This window comes from Flammeovirga sp. SJP92, from assembly GCF_001583495.1.
GTDB lineage: Bacteria > Bacteroidota > Bacteroidia > Cytophagales > Flammeovirgaceae > Flammeovirga.
In genome coordinates, this window is the sequence record NZ_LQAQ01000090.1 from 1 (window position 1) to 20,939 (window position 20,939).

A 20,939-nucleotide genomic window follows, 5' to 3' on the forward strand; every position below is an offset into this window, starting at 1 on the left:
TACTGTCACCTGTTACATCATCTTGACCTGTGGAAGTTTCCAATATCACATCCCCAAACTTATTTTCTATGGTGATAAGAGATGTCTTGTCAATTTTACTAAAAGTTTCTTTAGTTACTTTACTTTCTGTGCCATGCTTGTACTGTCACCTTTACTGTTACATCATCTTGACCTGTGGAAGTTTCCAATATCACATCCCCAAACTTATTTTCTATGGTGATAAGAGATGTCTTGTCAATTTTACTAAAAGTTTCTTTAGTTACTTTCTCTTGCAGATTAGGATGCTGTGCAAACCCAATTGAAGTGAAAATAAAGAATAAGAAAATTGTGTTATATATTATATTGTTTTTTGTCTTCATGATTCCTCTCTGGTTTTGTAGAGTTGATAATAATTTCCATTTGTTTGTTAAGTAGCTCGATTTGAAGCTCAAGGTTGATCACCATTTGTTTTCTTACAATTTCTGGTTCAGCACTTTCCGAAGCTTCTCTTTTCAATGCTTTGTAATTCTTTTGTAAGTGTTTTAACTGTACATTAAAATCGTCGAGCAGTTTGATGTCTTCAAAGTTCAAAGCATTGATCTGCATTTTCTTATTAGAAATAAGAGACATGTAGTAATCTTCTGCTTGTTCCCATTCTTCATTTTGAGGTTGAGTCGGAATAGTATTCTTTCCGGTATTGAAATTACTATTGCCAAACCATCCGATGCCTACACCAATGATCAATATCGCAGCAACTGACAGCCATTGTCTGCTAAATAATAGTTTTACTTCTTTTGTGTTTGTTGGTGTTTCTTTCTTTTGGTCCTCTTCATCCAATGCATTTTCGATTTTATCCCAAAGGCCTTTGGGAGCATCAAATTTATCAAAAGATGAATTTTCAATCACATCATCAATGCTGTGCTCATGAATAGGCTCGTCTTGCAGTTCTTTTTCAATCCTCGACCAAACTTGGTCAGAGGGTTGGTGATGTTCTTTTATATCGGATCTTAAACGCACTACTTCTCTTTCAAGGTTGTCGTTTAAAATTTCTTCAAATCTTTGATTACATCCATTAGAGGGGGTTAAAACATCTAACTTTCCTCTATTTTCTAGGATGAATTTTTCAATTTTATCCATGGTAAGAGAATTTAGAGTGATACTTTTAAAATATCTTTCAGTTTCTTTTTAGCTCTGCTGTATTGTGATTTGGACGCAGATTCACTGATATTCAAAATTTGAGATATTTCCTTATGGTCATATCCTTCTAACAAATACAAAGAAAAAACAATACGATAACCGTCAGGTAAGAGTTGAATAGCTTCTCGAATTCTATCAATATTCATGATCAGATCAATGTCTTGGTCTCCGTCATTATCCTCTCTGTCTGGGATGCGGCCTTCTTCCATTTCAACAAGTTCAAGACGTCTCTTTTTTACATGGTTTATGGAGTGGTTGACGACAATCCTTTTTAGCCAAGAGCCAAATGATGAAGTACCTTTGAATTGATCTAGATTTCTAAAAGCACTAAGGAAGGCCTCTTGTAGTATGTCTTCCGCTTCTTCAAGGTTATTGATGATGCGGACACATATGTTATACATTGCTTTTGAATATTGCTGATAGAGTTCAAATTGAGCTTTTCTATCACCCTCTTTGCATCTTTCTATTATCGCTGTCATAAGTTTTTCTTTGTTTACCTTAAAGACAGCGTAAGATACCTAGGGTTGCATGAAGAATTAAAAAAATAGTTTACTAATTACAATTTTTGCACGTTCCTAGTATTAAGTAGTTGGTTTCTTTTGCAGTGTATCCGTTTGGAAGTTGCATAGGAGTAATTTGCAAGTCATCCATACATTCAGTGTTGCCACATACTTGGCATTTGAAGTGTACGTGATCATGACTATGATGTGTACTTGAGCAATGATCGGTATTGCACATCGCATATTTTACAATAGAGTTTTCATCAATCACTCTATGGAGAATACCTTTTTCTATAAATGTTTTTAGAGTACGGTAAATTGTTGCACGGTCACACAGTCCTGTCAATTTTTCCTCAATAATATTTTCGCTCAATGCAATTTTACTATCCATGAAAATATTGATAATACTAATTCTTCCGTTCGTTCTACGAAGTTTATAATCGTTTAAAATATCTATCGCTTCTGTACTCATAGTACAAAATTAATTTATAGATGAATAAATACATATTCTCACTCTGAAAATTTTGTTATTAATGAGCTTTAATAACAAAAAAAGCCTTACAACCAATAAGATAAAGGTGTAAGGCTTTCTTTTTTATTATCTGAAAAGTACAATTAGAGTACCTTAATTTAGTCGATTAACGAACCAGACCTAACAACGAAAGATTCGCAGAATGCATTAAAGATAGGTACATTGTCGATTTCTAGCGCTGCACCAATTTCTTTAATTTTCTCCAATTCTACTTCCGTGATAGCTCTTTCATTAAGTAAATCATCATCTTCTTCCATAAATAAGAAAGAGATAAACTTCACAAAGATGAAAGGAGCGTTCAAGATATCTCTCTTAAGGTCACCAGTCAATGATTCAGGGTTCTTCAACGTTTCCAATACAACATTATTCTCTTTTAGAGAAGAGTGCATCGTTAGTTTGATCAACTTGTAAAAACGATTCTCCCACTCAGAGAAGTTGTACGAAAGGTATTTTAATGCAGGAGCAAGAGGGTCATTTTTTTGGAAGAAACTTCTTCTTGAAAGCTTACGGGCTTTTCTTCTTAAAGTAATTTCTTCGTAATGACTTACACTGCCGTTGGCTAAAGCAATACCAATAGATGGAGTGATTAAAATGATGGAAATGAAATCATCATCACTTAGATCCATAAATGCAGGGTCCACTTTTAAGAAATCCTTCTTAAGGGTTTGCATTTCATTAAAAAAGTCTGCGTCTCTTACGAGCGTAATTAACTCACTACCTGTAATCATTTATCTATAGTTTAATTTTATTGTAAGTACTCAAGTATTAAAAGTAAAAGATGTTCTGTTTCTAATTATTTAAGTACTACGCTAAAAAATGCATGAATGTTCTTGTAAAAGTTTAGTGAAGCATGTAATCACAAAAACAATAATAAGAATTAATATGAACTACTCAAGTTTTTGGTCTTGATAATTTATTTTTTCTTCTCCTTTGGTGCTTTGTCTTTTTTACCAAAAACAGAGAAGTGAACATATCTCTTAGGGTGTGCTTGGAAATCGATAAATAATGAATCCAAGTCAGCCATTGTTCTCACCATTTGATCATGAAGTTCTCTTTCTGTAAGAAGAGCACCCACTGTTCCATTTGGATCGTTTACGTTTTGCAAAGTAGTGTTTGCAGAAGCCAGTAATTGTTGAGCTTCTTTTACGGTTTGAGCCAATGGTGCGTCGTTTAATGAATCAGCTAGGTGATCCATTTTAGCTAAAATAGGTTCCAGTTTCTTAGATGCAGCAGCAAATTCACCAGACATCACTTGTAAGTTGGCAAGCGTCTTGTCTAAACCGCCATTATCTACCTTCGTCATAATTGACTTAGCAGACATCAATGTAGAATCAGCAGTTACACCTGCTACTCTAAATTGTGACATCATGAGTTTGGCAGAATCAAGAGTACCTTCCAAACTGGCAAAAAGTGGATCCATTTTTTCAACAATAGCGGCCACCATACCATTTTCTACACCACCAGCAATTGTGCTTTCTGGAGTAGCAAGTTCTCCAGTGCCGTCACTTCTTAGGATAATTTGTTTGTCGCCTAACATCCCTTTGTCGGCAATGACAGCAACAGTGTTTTTGTAAATTTTAATATCATCGTTAATATCCAATGACACTTTTACCATATTATTTTGGTTTTGTAATAGCTCCATGCTAGAGACTCTTCCAACTATGTAGCCGTTTATGGTGACATTATTAGAGACTTGTAGGTCTGCGGCACTTGGGTATTCGACATAAAAAGTATTTTGATCTGAAAAAATGTCTATCCCTTTTAGGAAGTTATAGCCGAAGTAAAGCACGAAGGCCGAGATAGTTGCAAAAATACCTACTTTCACTTCGTGTGAAAATTCAACTTTGATTGTGGACACAATTATAATATTTGATTTGAAATCTTATTTGTTCTAATGTAGCTTGCAGCTTAATTATGACATCTCAAATTTATCAAAGAATATCATTTATTCTATATTTCTTTCCATTTTTGATAATGAAGACTCGAAATAATACCTTAAATTTGTCAAATATGACTTTCGAAATGTCATCTGATACATGATCCGTACTTTGTTCAAAAAAATAGATATACTTAATTTTTTGCAAAACCTATTGTTTGGTCTAGTTGGTGCTTTATTTTTTATGATGTTTAGCTCATCGGAAGCAAAAGCTAGCAAATATGCCTTGGAATTGGAAGATGAGGCATATTTTAGAATTTATAATGATACTGCCAAAAGTAGGCAGGCAGCGAGAGAGTTGGCAAATACATTGAATTTGCTTAATGCTGGTGCTAAGAATGAGCTTATATCCAATTATGCAATTGCGATGAAAGCTTTTGCGGATTCAGTCCTTTTTAGAGGTGACAGAGATCTTCAACAAGTACGTGAAGACTTAGCAGAACCAGAGATTGTTGAAAGAATCAATCAACTGAATTCCGCCTTAAAATCCACCGATCCTGAAGATTGGGAAGAAGCGAAAACTTCTGGTGTTTTTGAGGATTTGGACGAAGTAATTTATAATTTCAGTGATCATGAGCTTCCTCCCGAGGACATGATTGAAATATTGGATCTTTGGAAAAAGGAAGGAGATGATGCTATTGCGGGCACTGAAGATGCCTTTGATTTTCCTGTAGAATACACCTCCGATTCCTCCAATTTTGTAATGCGAACCCAAACCATGTACATGGTAGGGAATGCTGAGGTGGAGTTTGGTGAACAGAAACTGAATGCAGGTGATATTCAAATGAACTTTGTGACCCACATTGTAAAAGCCCAAGGTATCCCAGATTCCACAGGTAAAATTGTAGAAAAACCAATTTTCAAAGACGGAGAAAGTACTTTCAATGCCAACGAAATGATCTATAATTATGAAACGCAAAAAGGTCTGATCAAGGGTATTGTGACAGAAGAAAGTGATGGTATTATTACTTCGCAGATTGTCAAAAAAACAGCCGGTCCAGAGATGTATATGGGAGACAACGTTTATACTACTTGTCGATTAGAACATCCACACTTTGGTTTCCGAACGAAAAAATTAAAAGTAGTACCAGAGAAAAATGTAGTTTCAGGTCCATTCTTAGTAGAGCTAAATGAATCCCCACTTCCATTGGGATTTTTCTTTGGCCTTTTCCCTGCAACCACTGATAATACTTCAGGTTTTGTAATGCCTACTTATGGTGAATCTACAGATAGAGGTTTTTACTTAAGAGATGGTGGTGTGTTCTTGGCACTGACAGACTATTTTAACTTAACTGTTTTAGGTACGGCCTATACTTTAGGTGGTTGGGGTTTGAATGTATCTTCTCAATACCGTAAAAGATATGCATTCAGTGGTAATACAAGGTTCTCATTTGTCAATAACTTGTTCCAAGAAAATGATGGTTCCATCACAGTTAGACAAGATTACCAAATCCAGTGGTCACACTCCCAAGAAAGTAAAAAGAACTCTAGATTCTCGGCCAACATTAATATCGCTAACTCAGATTATAACAGAAATAACTCTCAGAATGCGAACGACTTCTTACAGTCATCAATGAACTCATCGGTAAGTTACAGTAATAACTTTACGATTGGTAATGTAAACTTGTCAACAACAGCACAAACGCGTTACCAGCAAAACGTACAGACAGGTGAAGCTTCTTTAACTCCTGAAGCCAGTTTTAACGTGGCACGTACAAGACCTTTTAAATCTTTATTCAAAAAGTCTAATGCCATTTCAGAGATTGGTTTTACTTATAATATGAGAGCATCAGGATCTGTGACGAACAAACCAGGGCAGGGTAGTTTACCTTTTGATGTGATTGGAGCGGAAGAAGATCCTTCGGATGGATTAGATGATTCTGGAAGATACCCTGATTTATTGACCAACTTTGGTGATTATACAGATCAATTCCGATGGGGTATTACACATGATCTTCCTGTGTCAACACAGATGAAAGTGTTGAAATACTTTACACTTTCTCCAAGTTTTAGCTATAAAGAATACTGGCACCCTTTCAAATATGATTATACATTTATCGAAGAGGAAAATGCGGTATTAGTTGATACAACAAACGAATTAACGAGATACCAAGAATATAGTACAGCTGTTGGTTTTAACACCAACATGTTCATGTTCTACAATATGAAAGGAGGATCAGTAATTCGTCATACCATTCAGCCTAACGTTTCCATGAGTTTTAGACCTGATTTTGGTGATCCCACTTTTGATTACTATCAAACGGTGCAGACATCAAACACAGATGAAACAGGCCGTGAAATGTTTAGATCAGAAGGTGGTTTAGTCGGTAAGCCTTCTTCAGGCAGAAGTAGTAATTTAAGTTTCTCCATCAACAACATATTGGAACTCAAATCCGGTAAAAAGGATGAGGAAACTGGGAAGGCCAAAAAGACAATGCTTTTGAATAACTTGCAGATATCTTCTGGATATGATTTTGAAAGAGATTCATTGAATTGGTCTGATATCAATGCAGGTTTTAGAACGACTTTATTTAAAAAGGTAGATGTGTCAGTACAGTCACGTTGGAACCCTTACAAATATGAGGTCATTTCAACTGCTTATGATGAAGAAAAAAAGAAAGAGGTAGTAACAAGCCAATATAAATCTAGAAACCTTCTTTGGGATACAGATGGTAAAATTGCGGACCTGAGTAGTGTGACGGTTTCATTAGGAACAAGATTAGCCCCTAAAGGAGCAAAGAAAAAACAAGAAGAGAAGCTGGATGAATTACAGCCAAGAAACGAGATGGAACGTCAAATGCTTGAGCAGATGAGAAGAAATCCAGACTTGTATCTTGATTTTGATATTCCATGGTCATTATCCTTAAACTATAACCTCAACTACAGTAAAACCGGAGAAGCTGAACCTGTCGTAACTCAGACATTCACTTTCTCGGGGGATGTGTCTTTGACACCAAAATGGAAATTTGCTTTTAGATCAGGTTTTGACTTTAAAGAAGCGGCGTTCTCTTATACTTCTTTCGACATTACAAGAGATTTACACTGTTGGCAATTGACTGCCAATTGGATTCCTTTTGGACCAAGACAGTCTTATAATATTACAATTGCTGTGAAAGCGGCCATGTTGCAGGACTTGAAGTGGGAGAGACGTAACTCATGGATTGACCGTAACGATAGATTTCAATAAGATAGGGTAAGCTAGAAACAAATAAATAGTTTCTAGCCTACTCAAAATCACTTAATAATATGCCTTTTTATCACGACCTTCAGAAAAGTTATCCTAAGGAAACAGAGTCAAGAGTAATTATCCGTTTTCAAGACTGTGACCCTTTCAGACACCTTAATAACTCTAAATATTTTGATTATTTCTTCAATGCTAGAGAAGATAGAGTACCACAATTATATGGCTATAACACCGCCGACATTTATAAAGAATTTGGTACGGGTTGGGTGATCTTTAATCATCAAATCTCTTATTTGAGACCTGCTGCAGTTGGAGAATGGGTTAGAGTAAAATCAAGCATTATTCATGTAGATCACAATTCCATTGTAGTGGAATATTATATGATGAACGATGCAAAGACACAGCTTAAAACGGTTCTTTGGTCTAAAATGAGATATATTGATGCCAATACCGGTAAGAGTACAGATCACCAAGAAGAAGTTTTTGAGTATTTAGATACCATCAGAAATAAAGATGTTGATATTACTCAAACTACTTTTGAAGAAAGAATCACTCAATTAAAAGAAAAGATAACCGGCTAGTCATTAGACTGCCGGTCTTGTGGTTGAAATCGCGTAAGATATTTCTTTGGTAATTTTATCCAAATCGGATGCACTTGTTTTAAGATGCGATAGGATTTCTTTATTATAATTCGTGTCTTGTTCATTAAAAAGCTCCAACAATCCCATTATTCTGCAAAGCGGTCCTCTAACCTTATGCGAATTAATATGGCAATATTTCTCAATAGCCTCATTCTGACTTCGTAGCATTGCTTTTACAGTCTCCAATTCATTGCTCACCTCATATTCAGTACTATTGGTTGAGACTACATCTAAACTATGGTTGATGTTTTGCATAAACATCATTATTTCTCTTTTTAATACATCAATTCTATTGACTCTAGCATTAATACTGCTGATCAATTCATCATGTGTAAAAGGTTTAGTCAAGTAATCATCCGCCATTAAATCCATTCCTCTTCTGATATCCTGTTTATCACTTTTTGCAGAAAGGAAGATAAATGGAATGCCTACAGCCAAAGGGTTTTTTCTGAGCTCTTTTAGAAAAATGTATCCGTTCATTTTAGGCATCATAACATCACAAAGTATAATATCTGGCATTTTATACTCAATAATGTCAAGTGCTTCAAGTCCACTCTGTGCTGCTAATACATTAAAATCATTAATCTCAAGTAAGTCGATAATACTGTCTAATAGATTTTTCTCATCATCAATTACTAATACTGTAGTATCATTGTTATTCATAAACGTTGTACTGTTTTCGGGTAAAAACACTCATAGTCAATTCCAACAACACTACAGTATGTTCAGAAGTTCCTAATGATGACCAATTAATGTAAAAGGAGCCCAATAATATGGACTGAAGTAAAGACCATCTTGGATAAGTTTAATTTTTGCTTTTTGTAGAGAGGTTGAAATAGACTCTCCATCAGTAATGCCACTATAAAAATGCTTCATTAAAAGTGCTGTGGAGTTATCATTAATATTCCATAGCGAAACGATTGAGTTTTTAGCTCCGGCATATTTCAAGGCTCTTGACAAACCAATTAAGCCTTCTCCTTTACTCAGCTTACCCATCCCTGTCTGACATGCAGATAACGTAACTAGATTTACGTCTAAGTCAAGGTTGTAAATATCTGCCGCATAAAGTAGCCCTTCTTGCCCTTTTTCATCCAATAAGTAGATAAAAGACTGATTTGGATGCTCAGAATCAACGAAACCATGAGTGGCAAAATGCAGATAATTGTAGGTGTTGACACTGTCACTTTTCAAGATACTTTTTCGAGCATTTGTATAGGTGAAATTCTCAGCATTCCATCCTTTTGTCTTAAACAAAGCACCAATTTCATTGACTTCAGAAAGTGTTCCGTATAAGCTATTCAACACTTCATGTCCTGAACTGTCTGTGAAAGTAACAGGGGCCCAGCTGGCAAAACTTGGAGTAGATGCTTCTTCTTGTGTATTAGTAAAAGCCAATGTAGCGGAGAAGTTATAATTGACGGCGTACTTGTTGACCAGGAATGGATACTTGTTAAATGGAAGGCTTTTATCGGTGACCTCATCCGTAAGAAGAAGGTCCATAGGGATGTTATTAATTTGTCCATCCAACAGGAATGTAATCTTTGATATTTTCTCTGGGAAAGTAAATGGAAATAGAATAGGAGATAAGTAATTGGTAGACATGATGATGATTTCATCAAAGTTGAATTTCAAACCTGTCTCTAAACTTATGATCTCATCTTTAACATTATCATCAAAAACTTCAGTAAATATTCTAATACTTCCTTTTGTGATAACGAAAATGTATAAAAGTTCTTCTTTTTCTGCAATAAAATAACTGATCAAAGCTTCATTACTGCCAATACTCTCTTGAATTTCACTGTATGTAATATTTTCCTGCTTGTATTTTAATTCATAATACTTAGGATATTCTTTTTCTAAAGCATTGACATGTACTTTCAATTCATTTTGAGTTTTGAATAGTTCTTCTTCTAATCGTTGAATTTCTGAAGGGTTGCAATTCAAAATCTGTTGCTCTAGAGAATTCACTTTTTCGAGCAACAAGTTTTCTTTTTCTAAAAGAGAAGAAGGAATGCCTGAAAATGACTTGGCATTGGTTTCTTGGATCGATTCCAAAAGGGTTGCCGCCTTGCTCCATTCTACAAAATTGAAAGCTTCCTTTACCCATTTGTCTGTATTGATAGAGGCTTTTGACAATGCCAAACATAAAGTAATACCACTTGAATAAATATCATTAGTAATGGCACTGAGGCGAATTTTGTCTGCTTTGCTTCTTTGTGTGGTTCTTACATTCTGAATGGTATGATGTGCAATCTTTAATCCCTCTACACCCACAATTAAGTCGCTCCTTTTAAGTGTTTTCGTATAATGCAGTTTCTCAAGCGCTTCAGCTTTTTTCTGTAACACAACAATATTGATAAAAGGACTGATAAAATCATCTCCTAGAGGTTGACTTCTTATGCTGGGATCATTAAAATTTGTGTTGTTGGCTATCAAAGCCTCCTGATATAATCTTAATGCTTCTTTAGTATTGCCTGCATCAAAGTTTATTTGTCCTTTCTTAAGGAATATATTGGCAATTTCTGGGTGTTTTGCCCCAAAAATGGATTGATATTGAGAAAGGGCCAAATCATAAAACTCAACTGCCAAATCAGGTTGACTGCTTTTGAGATAAGCTTCTGCCATGTTGACATAAGCAAAAGCTACATTGGGGTGATTACTTCCATAGGTTTTTTCCCAAATGTTCGCCGCTTTTTCAAAAGAAGCGATTGCCTTGTCTAAGAAAAAGTTTTTCTGAAAGATGATTCCAATATTGATGTAAATCGAAGCCATGCTAGGATGATCTTCATTGGGGTATACTTCATTATACACTTTAAGAGCTTCTTCATAGTGATATTGTGCTTTGAAGGACTCTGTAGAACTGTATACCAACCCTAAATTTAGATTGATATTCGCTGCTCCAATTTTATCATTGGCATTTTCATTCAATAGCAATGCTTGTTTTAAATAATCTGTAGCATCATCAAGTGCTCCTAATTGCCAATAAGCAATGCCTGTCAAAGAGAAGTTTTCAATTTTCAAAGTGTTTAATAAAGCGGTATTTTTAAACCGAGTTGAAAGCATTTCACCTTCTTCCAATACCTTAATGGCCTCATTAGGGTATCCTTGATTTTGGTATAGAAAGCCTTTTGCATTAAGAATTTCGATATAGGTCATTGATTTTTTCTCAATGTTATCATCAAGAATCTGAAATGCCTTTGTGTAAAGTCCCAGCTGACCATAATTCTTTCCTAGCCAGGCTTTTTTTCTATTCAATATTTTTTTTGATGATGAAGAAGGGATTTTCTGAAGTAAAATAATAGACTTATCGAAGTTGCCGTATTCGTAATAAGTAATGGCACTATCCAGCCAAATATTTTGACCCAATAAAGTGACAGGAAGTAGAAGTAAGTATATAGTATAAAAAAGTAGTTTTTTGTTCATTGTCTTAGAATTGATGTTTTAATAGTAGGTTAAATACGTAATCTCTAGCTAAACCATCAGGGTTGAAAGGACGTTGTTCTGCAGCATAAGCGGCAACGGCTCCCATACTAAAATGAGGAGTGAAATTATAACTGCCCTCTATAAGCACATTTAATGCAAGCCCAAGAGAACGTTCAAACTCATAATTCCCATTATTAAGGCTCTCCACATAAGCATTTTCTAATTTATAAATTCCTAGTACAGAAGGTGCGACTGTCCATTTTGAAGTTCTTAAAGTATACTTCAAACGGGCAGATACGTCTGATTTACGGTCTAGGTGACGAGTGGCCGGGTACCAGTTCTGCATCCATTTGTAATTAGGTTGTTCCGCCCAATAATCCGGGTCGTACTCATGCTTAGTGGCAGTATTAAGCGGGTGTTGGTATCCTACAGAAAGGTGCCATGCTTTGGAAGAAACGGCAATACCAATGAGTGCATCATAAGTACCTAGTGAAGTATTGAAGTACATTGGCAGAGGCAAACCGTTGAGAGTAGCATCAGCATCTGATGTCGGAATCTTGGCACCAATCACCGTTGATACTTGCCATTTGTCTGTTTGAAGAAGGGCGTAACTATACGCCAAAGTAATATCACCAATACCGCTTGTGGTGGTGAGTGGGCTCTCCTTCATAGCGTAGTTTGTTTTGATCTGAAAACTATTTCTCCTGTTAAGGTGATAGTTGATCGCTACGCCAATACCTTGGTCGGTATGATTGTCTTTATAGATTTGAGTATAAAGTAGGTAATCAATCGTAAATTTATTTTCAAAATACGAAAGGTTTTCACCGTCATTTTCGGGGTTCAGTGCTCCAGTAGTACAGATGCCTGCATCACTGCAACCTTGTGCAAAAATTAGGTTATGGTGAAATAATAGAAGAGCGGAAATAATCGCAAAAAAATTCTTTGTCATCAATGAAAAGAAAGTAAATAAACAATGTTTTTTGATAAGAGAGTTATTAATTTAGTGTTTTGAGCTAACAGAAAAACACTTATTCCGTAATATATGCCTAATTTCTTGAAATCAATATTTTTTTTAAAGGTCTTTATTGTCATCAGTACAATAACGTTGGCCCAAGAAAAGCGTTATCCTGCTTTTTTTAATGCTTCAATGGATGATTTACATTGGGTAGACTCAGTTTGGAGTTCTTTGAGCGAGGATGAAAAAATTGCACAATTATTTATTGTGCCTCACTACACTTCCAACAGTTATAGTGAGGTGGAAGATCTTGTAGAAAAATACAACGTGGGCGGTGTTATCTTCTTTAAAGGAAGGGCAGAAACGCAAATCAATGCCATCAACAAATTGAATAAAGTAGCCAAAACACCTTTGGTGTATACCTTGGATGCTGAATGGGGATTAGGCATGCGTTTACCAAAAGATGGAATTTCTTATCCTTATGCCATGACTTTGGGTGCAATTGAAAATGACTCGTTGATATATGAAATGGGTGTCCAGATGGCGGAACAATTAAAAAGAGTGGGAGTGAGTGTTAGTTACGGCCCTGTGGTGGATTTGAATAATAATCCACTGAACCCAGTCATCAATTACAGGTCTTTTGGAGAGAACAAAGAAAAAGTAGCTTCAAAAGCCATTCAATATATGCATGGTCTGCAATCTCAGAATGTTTTAGCCGTAGGAAAGCACTTCCCCGGACATGGAGATACTAGTGTAGATTCCCACAAAGATTTGCCAGTAATTCCTCATGATGTTGCTCGTTTGGATTCCATGGAATTGTATCCTTATAAAAAACTGATTGAAGCAGGAGTAGGAGGCGTAATGACTGCACATTTGAGCGTGCCAGTATGGGATGAACAGCCTTCTTCATTATCTCCCAAAATCATTACTGAAATACTGAGAGATTCTTTAGCATTTAACGGGTTGGTTTTTACAGATGGTATTTTGATGAATGCCATTACAAAACGATTCAAGAACTATGGTAAGGCAGATGCAAAAGCCTTGGTGGCAGGGAATGATGTAGTGGAGTTTACCAATCATATTGGAGATGCAATTGATGCCGTAAAAGATGAGATTGAAGCAGGAAATATCACTTGGGAATCCATTGACGATAAAGGATGGAGAGTTCTTTTGATGAAAAAGTGGGCAGGTTTACATCAGCCTCAATCCATTTCGACTAAAAATCTTCATGCTGATCTTCATCCCAAAAAAGCTGGAAAGCTCATTCAAAATATTGCCGATGAAGCTGTGACGTTATTACAATATGAAGGAGGGCTTCCTTTGGAAAAGGGCAACGGTAAAGTGGCTATTGTTAATGTTGGCTCAAAGAATTATACCGAAGTTGAAAAAGCATTAAAAGAGCAAGGGTTGGAAGTGGAGTCATTCTTCCTTTCTAAAAGAGCTTCTACAACTGAAGTGAATGCATTAATCAAAAAGCTGAAAAAGTTTGATACGGTCATTAGTCAACTTTCTGGATTTTATATGACACAGGGAGCAAAGGACATTGCCGTAGAATTAGAAAAAGGGAAGGCTTCCCCAGCTATGAGATACCCTTATAAAATTACTTATACTCAAATCAAATATATAGAGCAAGCACGTTCACTGCCACAACACTTTACAGTGGTCTTGGGTAACGCGTACGTACTTCGTTCATTTCAAGGTATAGAAAAACAAAACAGTGTGATTCTTACTTATCAAAATTCAAAAGCACTTCGAAAAGCAGTGGGCAAGTTGATTGTGGGTAAAATTCAGCCGAAAGGAACTTTGCCGGTCACTATTGATAAGAGATATAAGGAAGGAATATCTTTTAAATCTTTTGAAAACCCAAATATTTAGTTCATTACAATTTGTATTAGTACTTAATACTGAAAAAATCACAGCAATGTATAAAGATATTTTAATCCCGTTTCTATTCATCTTGAATTTTGCTTGTACAGCAGAAACGAAGACTACTGCAATCAAAGAAGAGAAAGAAACGGTTCCTGAAATCGTAGTTGGTGCTGAACAGACTGAAGCTTATTTACCATTTTTAAAAGATAAAAAAGTGGGAGTTTTGGTCAATCAAACTTCTATTATAAAAGGACAGCATTTGGTGGATTCTTTGGTGGCTTTAGGAGTCAATATTCAAATGATTTTTGCACCTGAACATGGCTTTAGAGGAAATGAAGATGCGGGCGCCCATGTGGATGACGATATAGATCCTTCTACAGGAATAAAAATATTCTCCATTTATGGGAAAAATAAACGCCCATCTCCTGAACTATTGCAACAGGTGGACCTTGTGATTTTTGATATTCAAGATGTGGGTTGTCGTTTTTATACTTACATCAGTTCAATGCACTATATGATGGAAGCATGTGCTGAGGCAGGGAAAGAAATGCTGGTCTTGGACCGTCCAAATCCTAACGGGATGTATGTTGATGGCCCTGTTTTAGATCTGAAGTTCAAGTCATTTGTTGGGATGCACCAAATTCCAATTCTACATGGACTGACAGTAGGAGAGCTAGCACAAATGATTAATGGTGAACAATGGCTGAGAAATAAAACGAAGTGTGAATTGAAAGTGATTCCAGTCAAACATTATGATCACTCTATGCCTTTTAGTTTGCCAGTAAAACCATCTCCTAATTTGCCGAATGATCAGTCCATTTTACTCTATCCCTCTCTTTGCTTTTTTGAGGCTACTCCGGTTAGTATTGGCAGAGGAACTTCTTTTCCTTTTCAGGTGATTGGTTATCCGAATCAAAAATTAGGAGGATTTGAATTTACACCGAAAGCTACTCCTGGCGCCGCTTCAAATCCAGTTTTAAAAGATCAATTATGTTATGGAGAGGATTTAAGAACCATGGGAAAAGGTGGATTACAGCTTTCTTATATCATTAATTGGAATGAGAAATTTAAAGCTGAAGAAGGAAAAACGGTCATCTCCAAGAACAAATGGATGGACCTTCTATGTGGAACAGATCAAGTTAGATTGGCCCTGAATGAAGGGAAAACCGAAGCTGAAATAAAAGCTGTCTGGAAAGAGAAATTAGACGATTATAAATTAATGCGAAAGAAATATTTACTTTACAAGGATTAGTACATTAATTATGATCAACTTTAAATCAACATTTTTAACGGCTCAATACATGAAATTCTTAACGCTTTTCCCTTCAACACCAACGGGAGCTGAACCCAACTAATTGAGTAAAAAGATTGATCTGTAAGTTCAGGTATTAGCTTTGTTTACTCCTCTTTTCAAGATACAGTTGTTCAACTTTCTCTCTAGCCCAAGGAGTTCTTCTCAAAAACTTCAAGCTTGATTTAACGGATGGGTTGTTGTAAAAGCAATTGATTTGAATTCTATTGTAAAGTTGTTCCCAACCATAATAGTCCACTAAATATTCTACTATGTCATAAAGTTTTACACCATGCAAAGGGTTATTAGGCTGATCTTGTTTTGTATTTTCCATTTTGCAAATGTAAAAAATTAATATGGAGTAGTTATTATTTCATTACTCATTGTTGATAAGAGCATGTTTGAAATATCTCTTTTTATAAAAATAAACTAATTGATATGAACTTAAATCAAATTACTGTTCCCACTTTAGACGTGAGAAAGGCCATCACATTTTATCAGAAACTGGGCTTAAAGCTAATTGTACATACCTCAGATGACTATGCTAGATTTGAGTGCGAAAATGGAGCCTCTTTCTCATTACATCTCGTAGATCAACTTCCACAGGGTAACGGTATTTATGTCTATTTTGAATGTGAAAACCTAGACGAAAGAGTAAAGGAATTACTTGCTCAAGGTATTGAGTTTGAGATGATGCCCACAGATCAGACATGGCTTTGGAGAGAAGCCCGCTTGAAGGACTTGGATGGAAATCAGATCATCTTGTTTTTTGCCGGTGAGAACCGTTTGAATCCGCCTTGGAAATTAAAATAATTCATAGCTTTCTAAATGAATTGTATATTTCAAACTGACTGTTTTTAATACATTCTATAATAAGTACTGTGACAAAAGAAATGGGAACTTTTTTACGTTCAAAATGCCACTTTCTTTTGTCACAGTACTTCGGAAGAAATCATTGCGTGGATGTTATATCGCAACATCCACGCGAATCATCAAAGGTTCCTAAAAAATAACCACACCAGCCCCTAAAGCAAATCCATTAAACCCAACATCCACAATCTTGGTGTTTTGGTACCCTGCTTTCAAGTAAAAGTTTCGAAGGTATACCTTTAGGTCAAGATGAATCTCTTGGAATTTAATATCCTCATCAAAGGTGCCGAAGTGCCATGTGAAATATAAACTAACAGGTTTTGCAATAAACAACTCTGTTCCAACATTGTAATTATGCCCCGTATATGCATCATCAAGTGATAGTGTGGAAAGACCGATTCCTAACCAAATATTCACGGCTTCTTCATTAACAAGATGGTAAGTGGCATTGAGGTGATACATATTCATTTTTTCTTTGGTATCATCTATTTCTTCCCTCAATAAGTTTCCTCTAAGGTTGAAACTGAATTTAGGACCCAAATTGAGTTGTGCCATACCATTAAAGCCTTTAATAGTTTCTGATTCAGTATAATAATTACCTTCGAGGATGAAAGTGGTGTGAGCAGAATATTCAAAACTTCGAACTGTATTTCCGGCATAGCCATCAGCAAAAGGGTATTTCAGTAGCTTCAAAGGAGGCTTTATTTGATCATGAAGCTGGGGATTTCTATAAGAAGAAGAGTCATAACCTGTATTTATAGTTGTTTCTGAAGGTACTACTCTTCCAGTATTCGCGAGGCTTGAGTTTTGTCTTGTCGCCGCCCTTCTTAAAATTTCAAACACAGCTTCGCCAGCCTTATTATTGAGTTCGTTGTCACTTACTTTTTCATAAGGTCTTTCTTTTTTTTGTTTTACACTTTTCTTTGCTTTTTGAATTTTACTTTGGGCATAAAGAGGAGTGCTGATAATGAAGAAGAAGAGAATGATACTGAGTTTCATAGAGTATAAATTTTTAGTTTTCTCTATGACATATGAAATTTAAAATCAGACTCTTAAGAAATTGTAAAAAAAGAATTGAAATGTGAAAATAGGTTTTTCGGTGAAAGGGTTAGTGGTTATCGTGTTGTAAACTGAGTTGTTTTTCAGGTTGTTAAGATCAAGCTTTTAAGATTGGTCACCTAATAGGTTTTGATGTGTGAATGGGTATGAAACGTCGAAAGCCCACGGCAAAAGCCGTGAGCATCGAACTAAAATATATCAAACTATTTTAAAAGTGTGATACGATTTCTTTATAATTTGTATCACTAATTTGGAATGGTTTTACTAGTGATTCAACATATTGTACATAATCCTCTAAAGCATACAGCCCCTCTTTATTACTTTTAATCGGTAGTGTTGCAGGGATTTCATTAAACCTAATCTGAATAAATTGTTTCTCTTTTTTCTCTAATAACATCCAAGTAATATTGGTGGCCATCATGGCATAATCACTCGCTGACCAATCAATGTGCAATACATTGTTTGATTTTTTATTGGCATTATTAAGATTTAAGTAAACCAACAAAGGAAGTGTAGTTTCAGCATGTGCAAAATTAAAATAACCTTGATAATCCAGTTTGTTTTCTGATGCCAGCTTCAATTGATTGGTTAGGTCCATCAACAAACCAATGGAATTAGAATAGGAGGTGTTACGCTTTGGAAACCCTGGGCCTTTTTCATAAAACGTCTCAATGTCGCCTACCTTTGCTAAAAGCTTTGTTTGCTCATGTGTGAAAATCATAAAATCAGGGCGTTGATTTTCAGGAATAGCAAATGATATTTTAAAGCATTCGTAAAGTGCCAAAACAATATCCATCTGAGAACTTATAGCTTTTTCATCATTGCCATTTAAGTAAAAGACGTCATCGTTTTCAAATTGTTCTAGAAATTCCTTTTTGAAATATCGAGGCAGAACACTTGTTGCTATTTTACGGTACTGATCCGAATTAACAATATCATTGATTTGATTCAGCCAAGCAGCGGAATCTTTATAAGCTTTGTATTTTGGAGTGATTTTATGGAAGCGAAGCAGGGGGTCATTTCCTTTTTCAAAATCATATTTTTCCCAATTATCCTGTACACCTTCTGCTTTTAAACCTCTAATGAAAGAAGCTCTAGAGTTTTGAGCACGCGATTTATAAGTGGCATTTCCTACCAATTTATTGGAAGATTTGAAGAATGCACTGTCCAATTGATACAACCTTTTTGCCATATCAAAATGCTCTTGACGGCCTAGTTGTGTAAGTCTTCCATAACGACCAAACTGCAACATAGTCAGCTCCTTAACTTCTTCTAAAAGTTTTTGACCTGCTTCCGTTAATTGTTGTTTATGATTGGCGTCATTCATCAAATTGAACAAAGCAATATCCTCATTGGGACTGCTCATAAACCTAGAGCCATGTCTTGCTACATGAGCAATAAAAGATAAATTATAGTCTTCCGGTAATTCAACATTCTCAATTGGTGTAATGTAGTTTTGTTTAGATCCTAGGTGCCATTTTACTTCTACCACCCTGGAGGAGTTTTCAACTTTCTGACAAGCTATTGGGGAGAATAAAACTAGAATGACAAGAAAAGTTGATTTTAGATATTTAATCATTACTGTAAGGTAGATTTTAATTAGTGACACAAAAATGTAACATTGATATTACTAATGCATCATTCTAATGTTAGTTTATAGTTAATAAGTCTTTAGGAATCAGTTTAATCCTTGATATGTTAAATAATTATTGTGAAAACTATCGTTTTTTGTTTCTAACTCTCTATTTATCAATTGAAATTGGGTGATTTGCTGTTGGTTGTAAGTGTTAAAATTACAGTATTACCTATTGATTTCTTTATCCAAGAGCAGAAAAGACCTCCTTTTATTCGCCCTATGTTTTTGTGTTTGAATAAAGACCACAATGAAGTAATAAAAACGAGCTCATATGTACAAGTTGTAAGTGCTAGCGTGTACATGTTGCAAGTGCTAGCATGTATATTTTGTAAGTGCTAGCGTGTACATGTTGTAAGTACTAGCATGTACAAGTTGCGAGTGCTAACTTGTATAATGAGTTCAGATACTTACGACTTTTGCAATTTAATAGTATTAGCTAAAGGATGAAAAGTACATTTTGAATCGTATAAACAAAAAAGCCCATCTCAGAAAAAGAGATGGGTTTTAAAAAAGCAATTAATTTATGCAAACTATATTCAGCCGATCAGTTCTTTCCACCACCAAAGTGGATAGCAGTTCCTAAGCTCAACGTCGAAATGTTATTGCTTCCTTGCAGATTCAGAGATTCCCATTCCATACGGATTTCAAATGTATCTCCGAGCAAAACACCCGCACCTAGTCCCCACATAAAAGAAGTATCTTTTTCCAGACTGCTGATTTCTGGATATCTATTGTCATATTGGCCAAAAAAGGCACCTGCTTTAGCAAAACCAAATACTGGCCCAATATGAATTGTTCCTTTAGCAGCAACATCCCAACCAGTAATCGAAGTTTCATAAGGGACATCATTGGCAACAGTAGAAGCTGTGCCCACACTTCTATAACCACCCTCAATACCAAGGAATTTATTCCCTAAACCACCGTAGACTTTCCAGCTTCCAGTGTTGTCGTCTACCTTAAAACTGTTGCCATTTATATCATTTAAATTTTGGTTGATAAAAGAGTTACCTCCTGAGGCTCCCACATAAAACTGTGCTTGAGCATTCACAGAGAAAAATAATAATGTACCTAGTAAAAAGAATAAATGCTTTTTCATGAATTAATATGATTTAAATTAAAAATTATAACCTCTTTAACGGTGATGTCGAGAGGAGTTTTATATAAAATTCAACTGTAAAACATAAAAATCTGACTATTGTGATAGTCAATTAGTAGTTGATACATTAAGCAATAAATTACCTTTCATGTTGTCATTGGGTGAATAAAGCAATCTCTTCAATTTGACGTGACAGTACTTCTTGTTTTTCAGTGATCAATACAAAAATGGTTTGTCCATTCGTATTCAATCCAATAATTCGTTCCTGTTTTTCCTTTATATCATCAATAATACGTTGGATTTGGTCTAAAGCATTTTCATCGATATTGATCTCCTTCACTCTGTCTTTAATAAATATATTTTTGATAATGGTTTTGTACATCACTTCTACTTCCTTCATCCTATCATGAGTGGCAGTTGGCATTTCTTTATCCAATCTTAATGCAGTAGTTTCCAACTGATCATTATGATACAGCTGAATCAATGACTGTCTATGGATATTAAAGTAATTAAAAAGCTGACACCTTCTAACTTTTGTCAGTTCCTCCAAACGTTTCAACTCTTCACGGACTTGCCCCAATTGCTTATACAGTTCTTCCGTTTCCGAGATCATTAACTGTCCCTTTTCCACCTTTGCAATTGAATACCCATTGAGCTTTAATAAATGCTTTAACTGAGGCGTATTTAGCACACCGTTAAAAGTATAGCGTGCACGTTCAAGAATTTTTCTCTCATTTAACTTTGAAATTGACATGATATGCTGTTTAAGTA

Annotated in this window: 19 protein-coding genes; 5 read left to right on the forward strand and 14 right to left on the reverse strand. The window is 35.5% G+C overall.

The window, feature by feature from the left end:
* Positions 1–119 precede the first annotated feature (119 nt).
* The 6 genes from AVL50_RS18920 to AVL50_RS18945 all read right to left on the reverse strand — a co-directional run bounded on the left by AVL50_RS18920 (position 120) and on the right by AVL50_RS18945 (position 4,066).
* Positions 120–359: a hypothetical protein gene (locus AVL50_RS18920; protein WP_062618053.1), complete on the reverse strand. Its 240-nt coding sequence runs from the start codon at positions 357–359 to the stop codon at positions 120–122.
* A complete protein-coding gene (locus AVL50_RS18925) occupies positions 331–1,116 on the reverse strand; it encodes a hypothetical protein (RefSeq protein ID WP_062618054.1) in 786 nt (261 codons plus the stop codon). Before AVL50_RS18925 ends, AVL50_RS18920 begins: the two co-directional genes overlap by 29 nt.
* An 11-nt stretch (positions 1,117–1,127) precedes the next feature.
* A complete protein-coding gene (locus tag AVL50_RS18930; RefSeq protein ID WP_062618055.1) occupies positions 1,128–1,655 on the reverse strand; it encodes an RNA polymerase sigma factor in 528 nt (175 codons plus the stop codon).
* A gap of 73 nt (positions 1,656–1,728) precedes the next feature.
* Positions 1,729–2,148 carry a Fur family transcriptional regulator gene (locus AVL50_RS18935; RefSeq protein ID WP_062618056.1) on the reverse strand — a complete coding sequence of 140 codons (420 nt, stop codon included), beginning with the start codon at positions 2,146–2,148 and terminating at the stop codon, positions 1,729–1,731.
* A 158-nt stretch (positions 2,149–2,306) separates the two neighbouring features.
* Complete coding sequence (locus AVL50_RS18940) at positions 2,307–2,936, reverse strand: hypothetical protein (RefSeq protein ID WP_062618057.1); 630 nt, start codon at positions 2,934–2,936, stop codon at positions 2,307–2,309.
* Between the two features lie 185 nt (positions 2,937–3,121).
* Positions 3,122–4,066, reverse strand: a complete 945-nt coding sequence (locus tag AVL50_RS18945) for an MlaD family protein (protein WP_062618058.1) — start codon at positions 4,064–4,066, stop codon at positions 3,122–3,124.
* Between the two features lie 220 nt (positions 4,067–4,286).
* On the opposite strand from AVL50_RS18945, the gene AVL50_RS18950 reads away from it, so the two are divergent.
* The gene (locus tag AVL50_RS18950; RefSeq protein WP_157491444.1) at positions 4,287–7,331 is read left to right on the forward strand and encodes a putative LPS assembly protein LptD; all 3,045 of its coding nucleotides are present in this window, start codon (positions 4,287–4,289) and stop codon (positions 7,329–7,331) included.
* Between the two features lie 59 nt (positions 7,332–7,390).
* Positions 7,391–7,909 (forward strand): thioesterase family protein, encoded by a 519-nt coding sequence (locus AVL50_RS18955; protein WP_062618060.1) that lies wholly within the window; start codon positions 7,391–7,393, stop codon positions 7,907–7,909.
* 3 nt (positions 7,910–7,912) lie between these two features.
* Here AVL50_RS18955 and AVL50_RS18960 read toward each other — a convergent pair whose 3' ends face one another.
* The 3 genes from AVL50_RS18960 to AVL50_RS18970 all read right to left on the reverse strand — a co-directional run bounded on the left by AVL50_RS18960 (position 7,913) and on the right by AVL50_RS18970 (position 12,341).
* Entirely contained in the window at positions 7,913–8,632 is a 720-nt protein-coding gene (locus AVL50_RS18960; RefSeq protein WP_062618061.1) for a response regulator transcription factor, read from the reverse strand.
* A gap of 72 nt (positions 8,633–8,704) precedes the next feature.
* The gene (locus AVL50_RS18965; protein WP_062618062.1) at positions 8,705–11,392 is read right to left on the reverse strand and encodes a CHAT domain-containing tetratricopeptide repeat protein; all 2,688 of its coding nucleotides are present in this window, start codon (positions 11,390–11,392) and stop codon (positions 8,705–8,707) included.
* Between the two features lie 4 nt (positions 11,393–11,396).
* On the reverse strand, positions 11,397–12,341 hold the full coding sequence (locus AVL50_RS18970) for a hypothetical protein (protein WP_062618063.1): 945 nt from the start codon (positions 12,339–12,341) through the stop codon (positions 11,397–11,399).
* Between the two features lie 105 nt (positions 12,342–12,446).
* Here AVL50_RS18970 and AVL50_RS18975 point away from each other — a divergent pair, with 105 nt between their 5' ends.
* Both AVL50_RS18975 and AVL50_RS18980 read left to right on the forward strand, forming a co-directional pair.
* Complete coding sequence (locus AVL50_RS18975) at positions 12,447–14,222, forward strand: glycoside hydrolase family 3 protein (RefSeq protein ID WP_172826883.1); 1,776 nt, start codon at positions 12,447–12,449, stop codon at positions 14,220–14,222.
* A complete protein-coding gene (locus tag AVL50_RS18980; RefSeq protein WP_253764306.1) occupies positions 14,203–15,468 on the forward strand; it encodes an exo-beta-N-acetylmuramidase NamZ domain-containing protein in 1,266 nt (421 codons plus the stop codon). The genes AVL50_RS18975 and AVL50_RS18980 overlap by 20 nt, the downstream gene beginning before the upstream one ends.
* Before the next feature lie 136 nt (positions 15,469–15,604).
* Here AVL50_RS18980 and AVL50_RS18985 read toward each other — a convergent pair whose 3' ends face one another.
* Positions 15,605–15,841, reverse strand: a complete 237-nt coding sequence (locus AVL50_RS18985; RefSeq protein ID WP_062618065.1) for a VF530 family DNA-binding protein — start codon at positions 15,839–15,841, stop codon at positions 15,605–15,607.
* Positions 15,842–15,945: 104 nt separating this feature from the next.
* Between AVL50_RS18985 and AVL50_RS18990 the strand changes: the two genes are divergently transcribed.
* Positions 15,946–16,320 carry a VOC family protein gene (locus tag AVL50_RS18990; RefSeq protein WP_062618066.1) on the forward strand — a complete coding sequence of 125 codons (375 nt, stop codon included), beginning with the start codon at positions 15,946–15,948 and terminating at the stop codon, positions 16,318–16,320.
* A gap of 189 nt (positions 16,321–16,509) precedes the next feature.
* Here the strand turns inward: AVL50_RS18990 and AVL50_RS18995 are convergent, their stop codons facing one another.
* The 4 genes from AVL50_RS18995 to AVL50_RS19010 all read right to left on the reverse strand — a co-directional run bounded on the left by AVL50_RS18995 (position 16,510) and on the right by AVL50_RS19010 (position 20,922).
* A complete protein-coding gene (locus AVL50_RS18995) occupies positions 16,510–17,376 on the reverse strand; it encodes a hypothetical protein (protein WP_062618067.1) in 867 nt (288 codons plus the stop codon).
* A gap of 268 nt (positions 17,377–17,644) precedes the next feature.
* Entirely contained in the window at positions 17,645–19,015 is a 1,371-nt protein-coding gene (locus AVL50_RS19000) for a histidine-type phosphatase (protein WP_062618068.1), read from the reverse strand.
* A 601-nt stretch (positions 19,016–19,616) separates the two neighbouring features.
* A complete protein-coding gene (locus tag AVL50_RS19005) occupies positions 19,617–20,168 on the reverse strand; it encodes an outer membrane beta-barrel protein (protein WP_062618069.1) in 552 nt (183 codons plus the stop codon).
* A gap of 154 nt (positions 20,169–20,322) precedes the next feature.
* The gene (locus tag AVL50_RS19010; RefSeq protein WP_062618070.1) at positions 20,323–20,922 is read right to left on the reverse strand and encodes a hypothetical protein; all 600 of its coding nucleotides are present in this window, start codon (positions 20,920–20,922) and stop codon (positions 20,323–20,325) included.
* Positions 20,923–20,939: the final 17 nt, after the last annotated feature.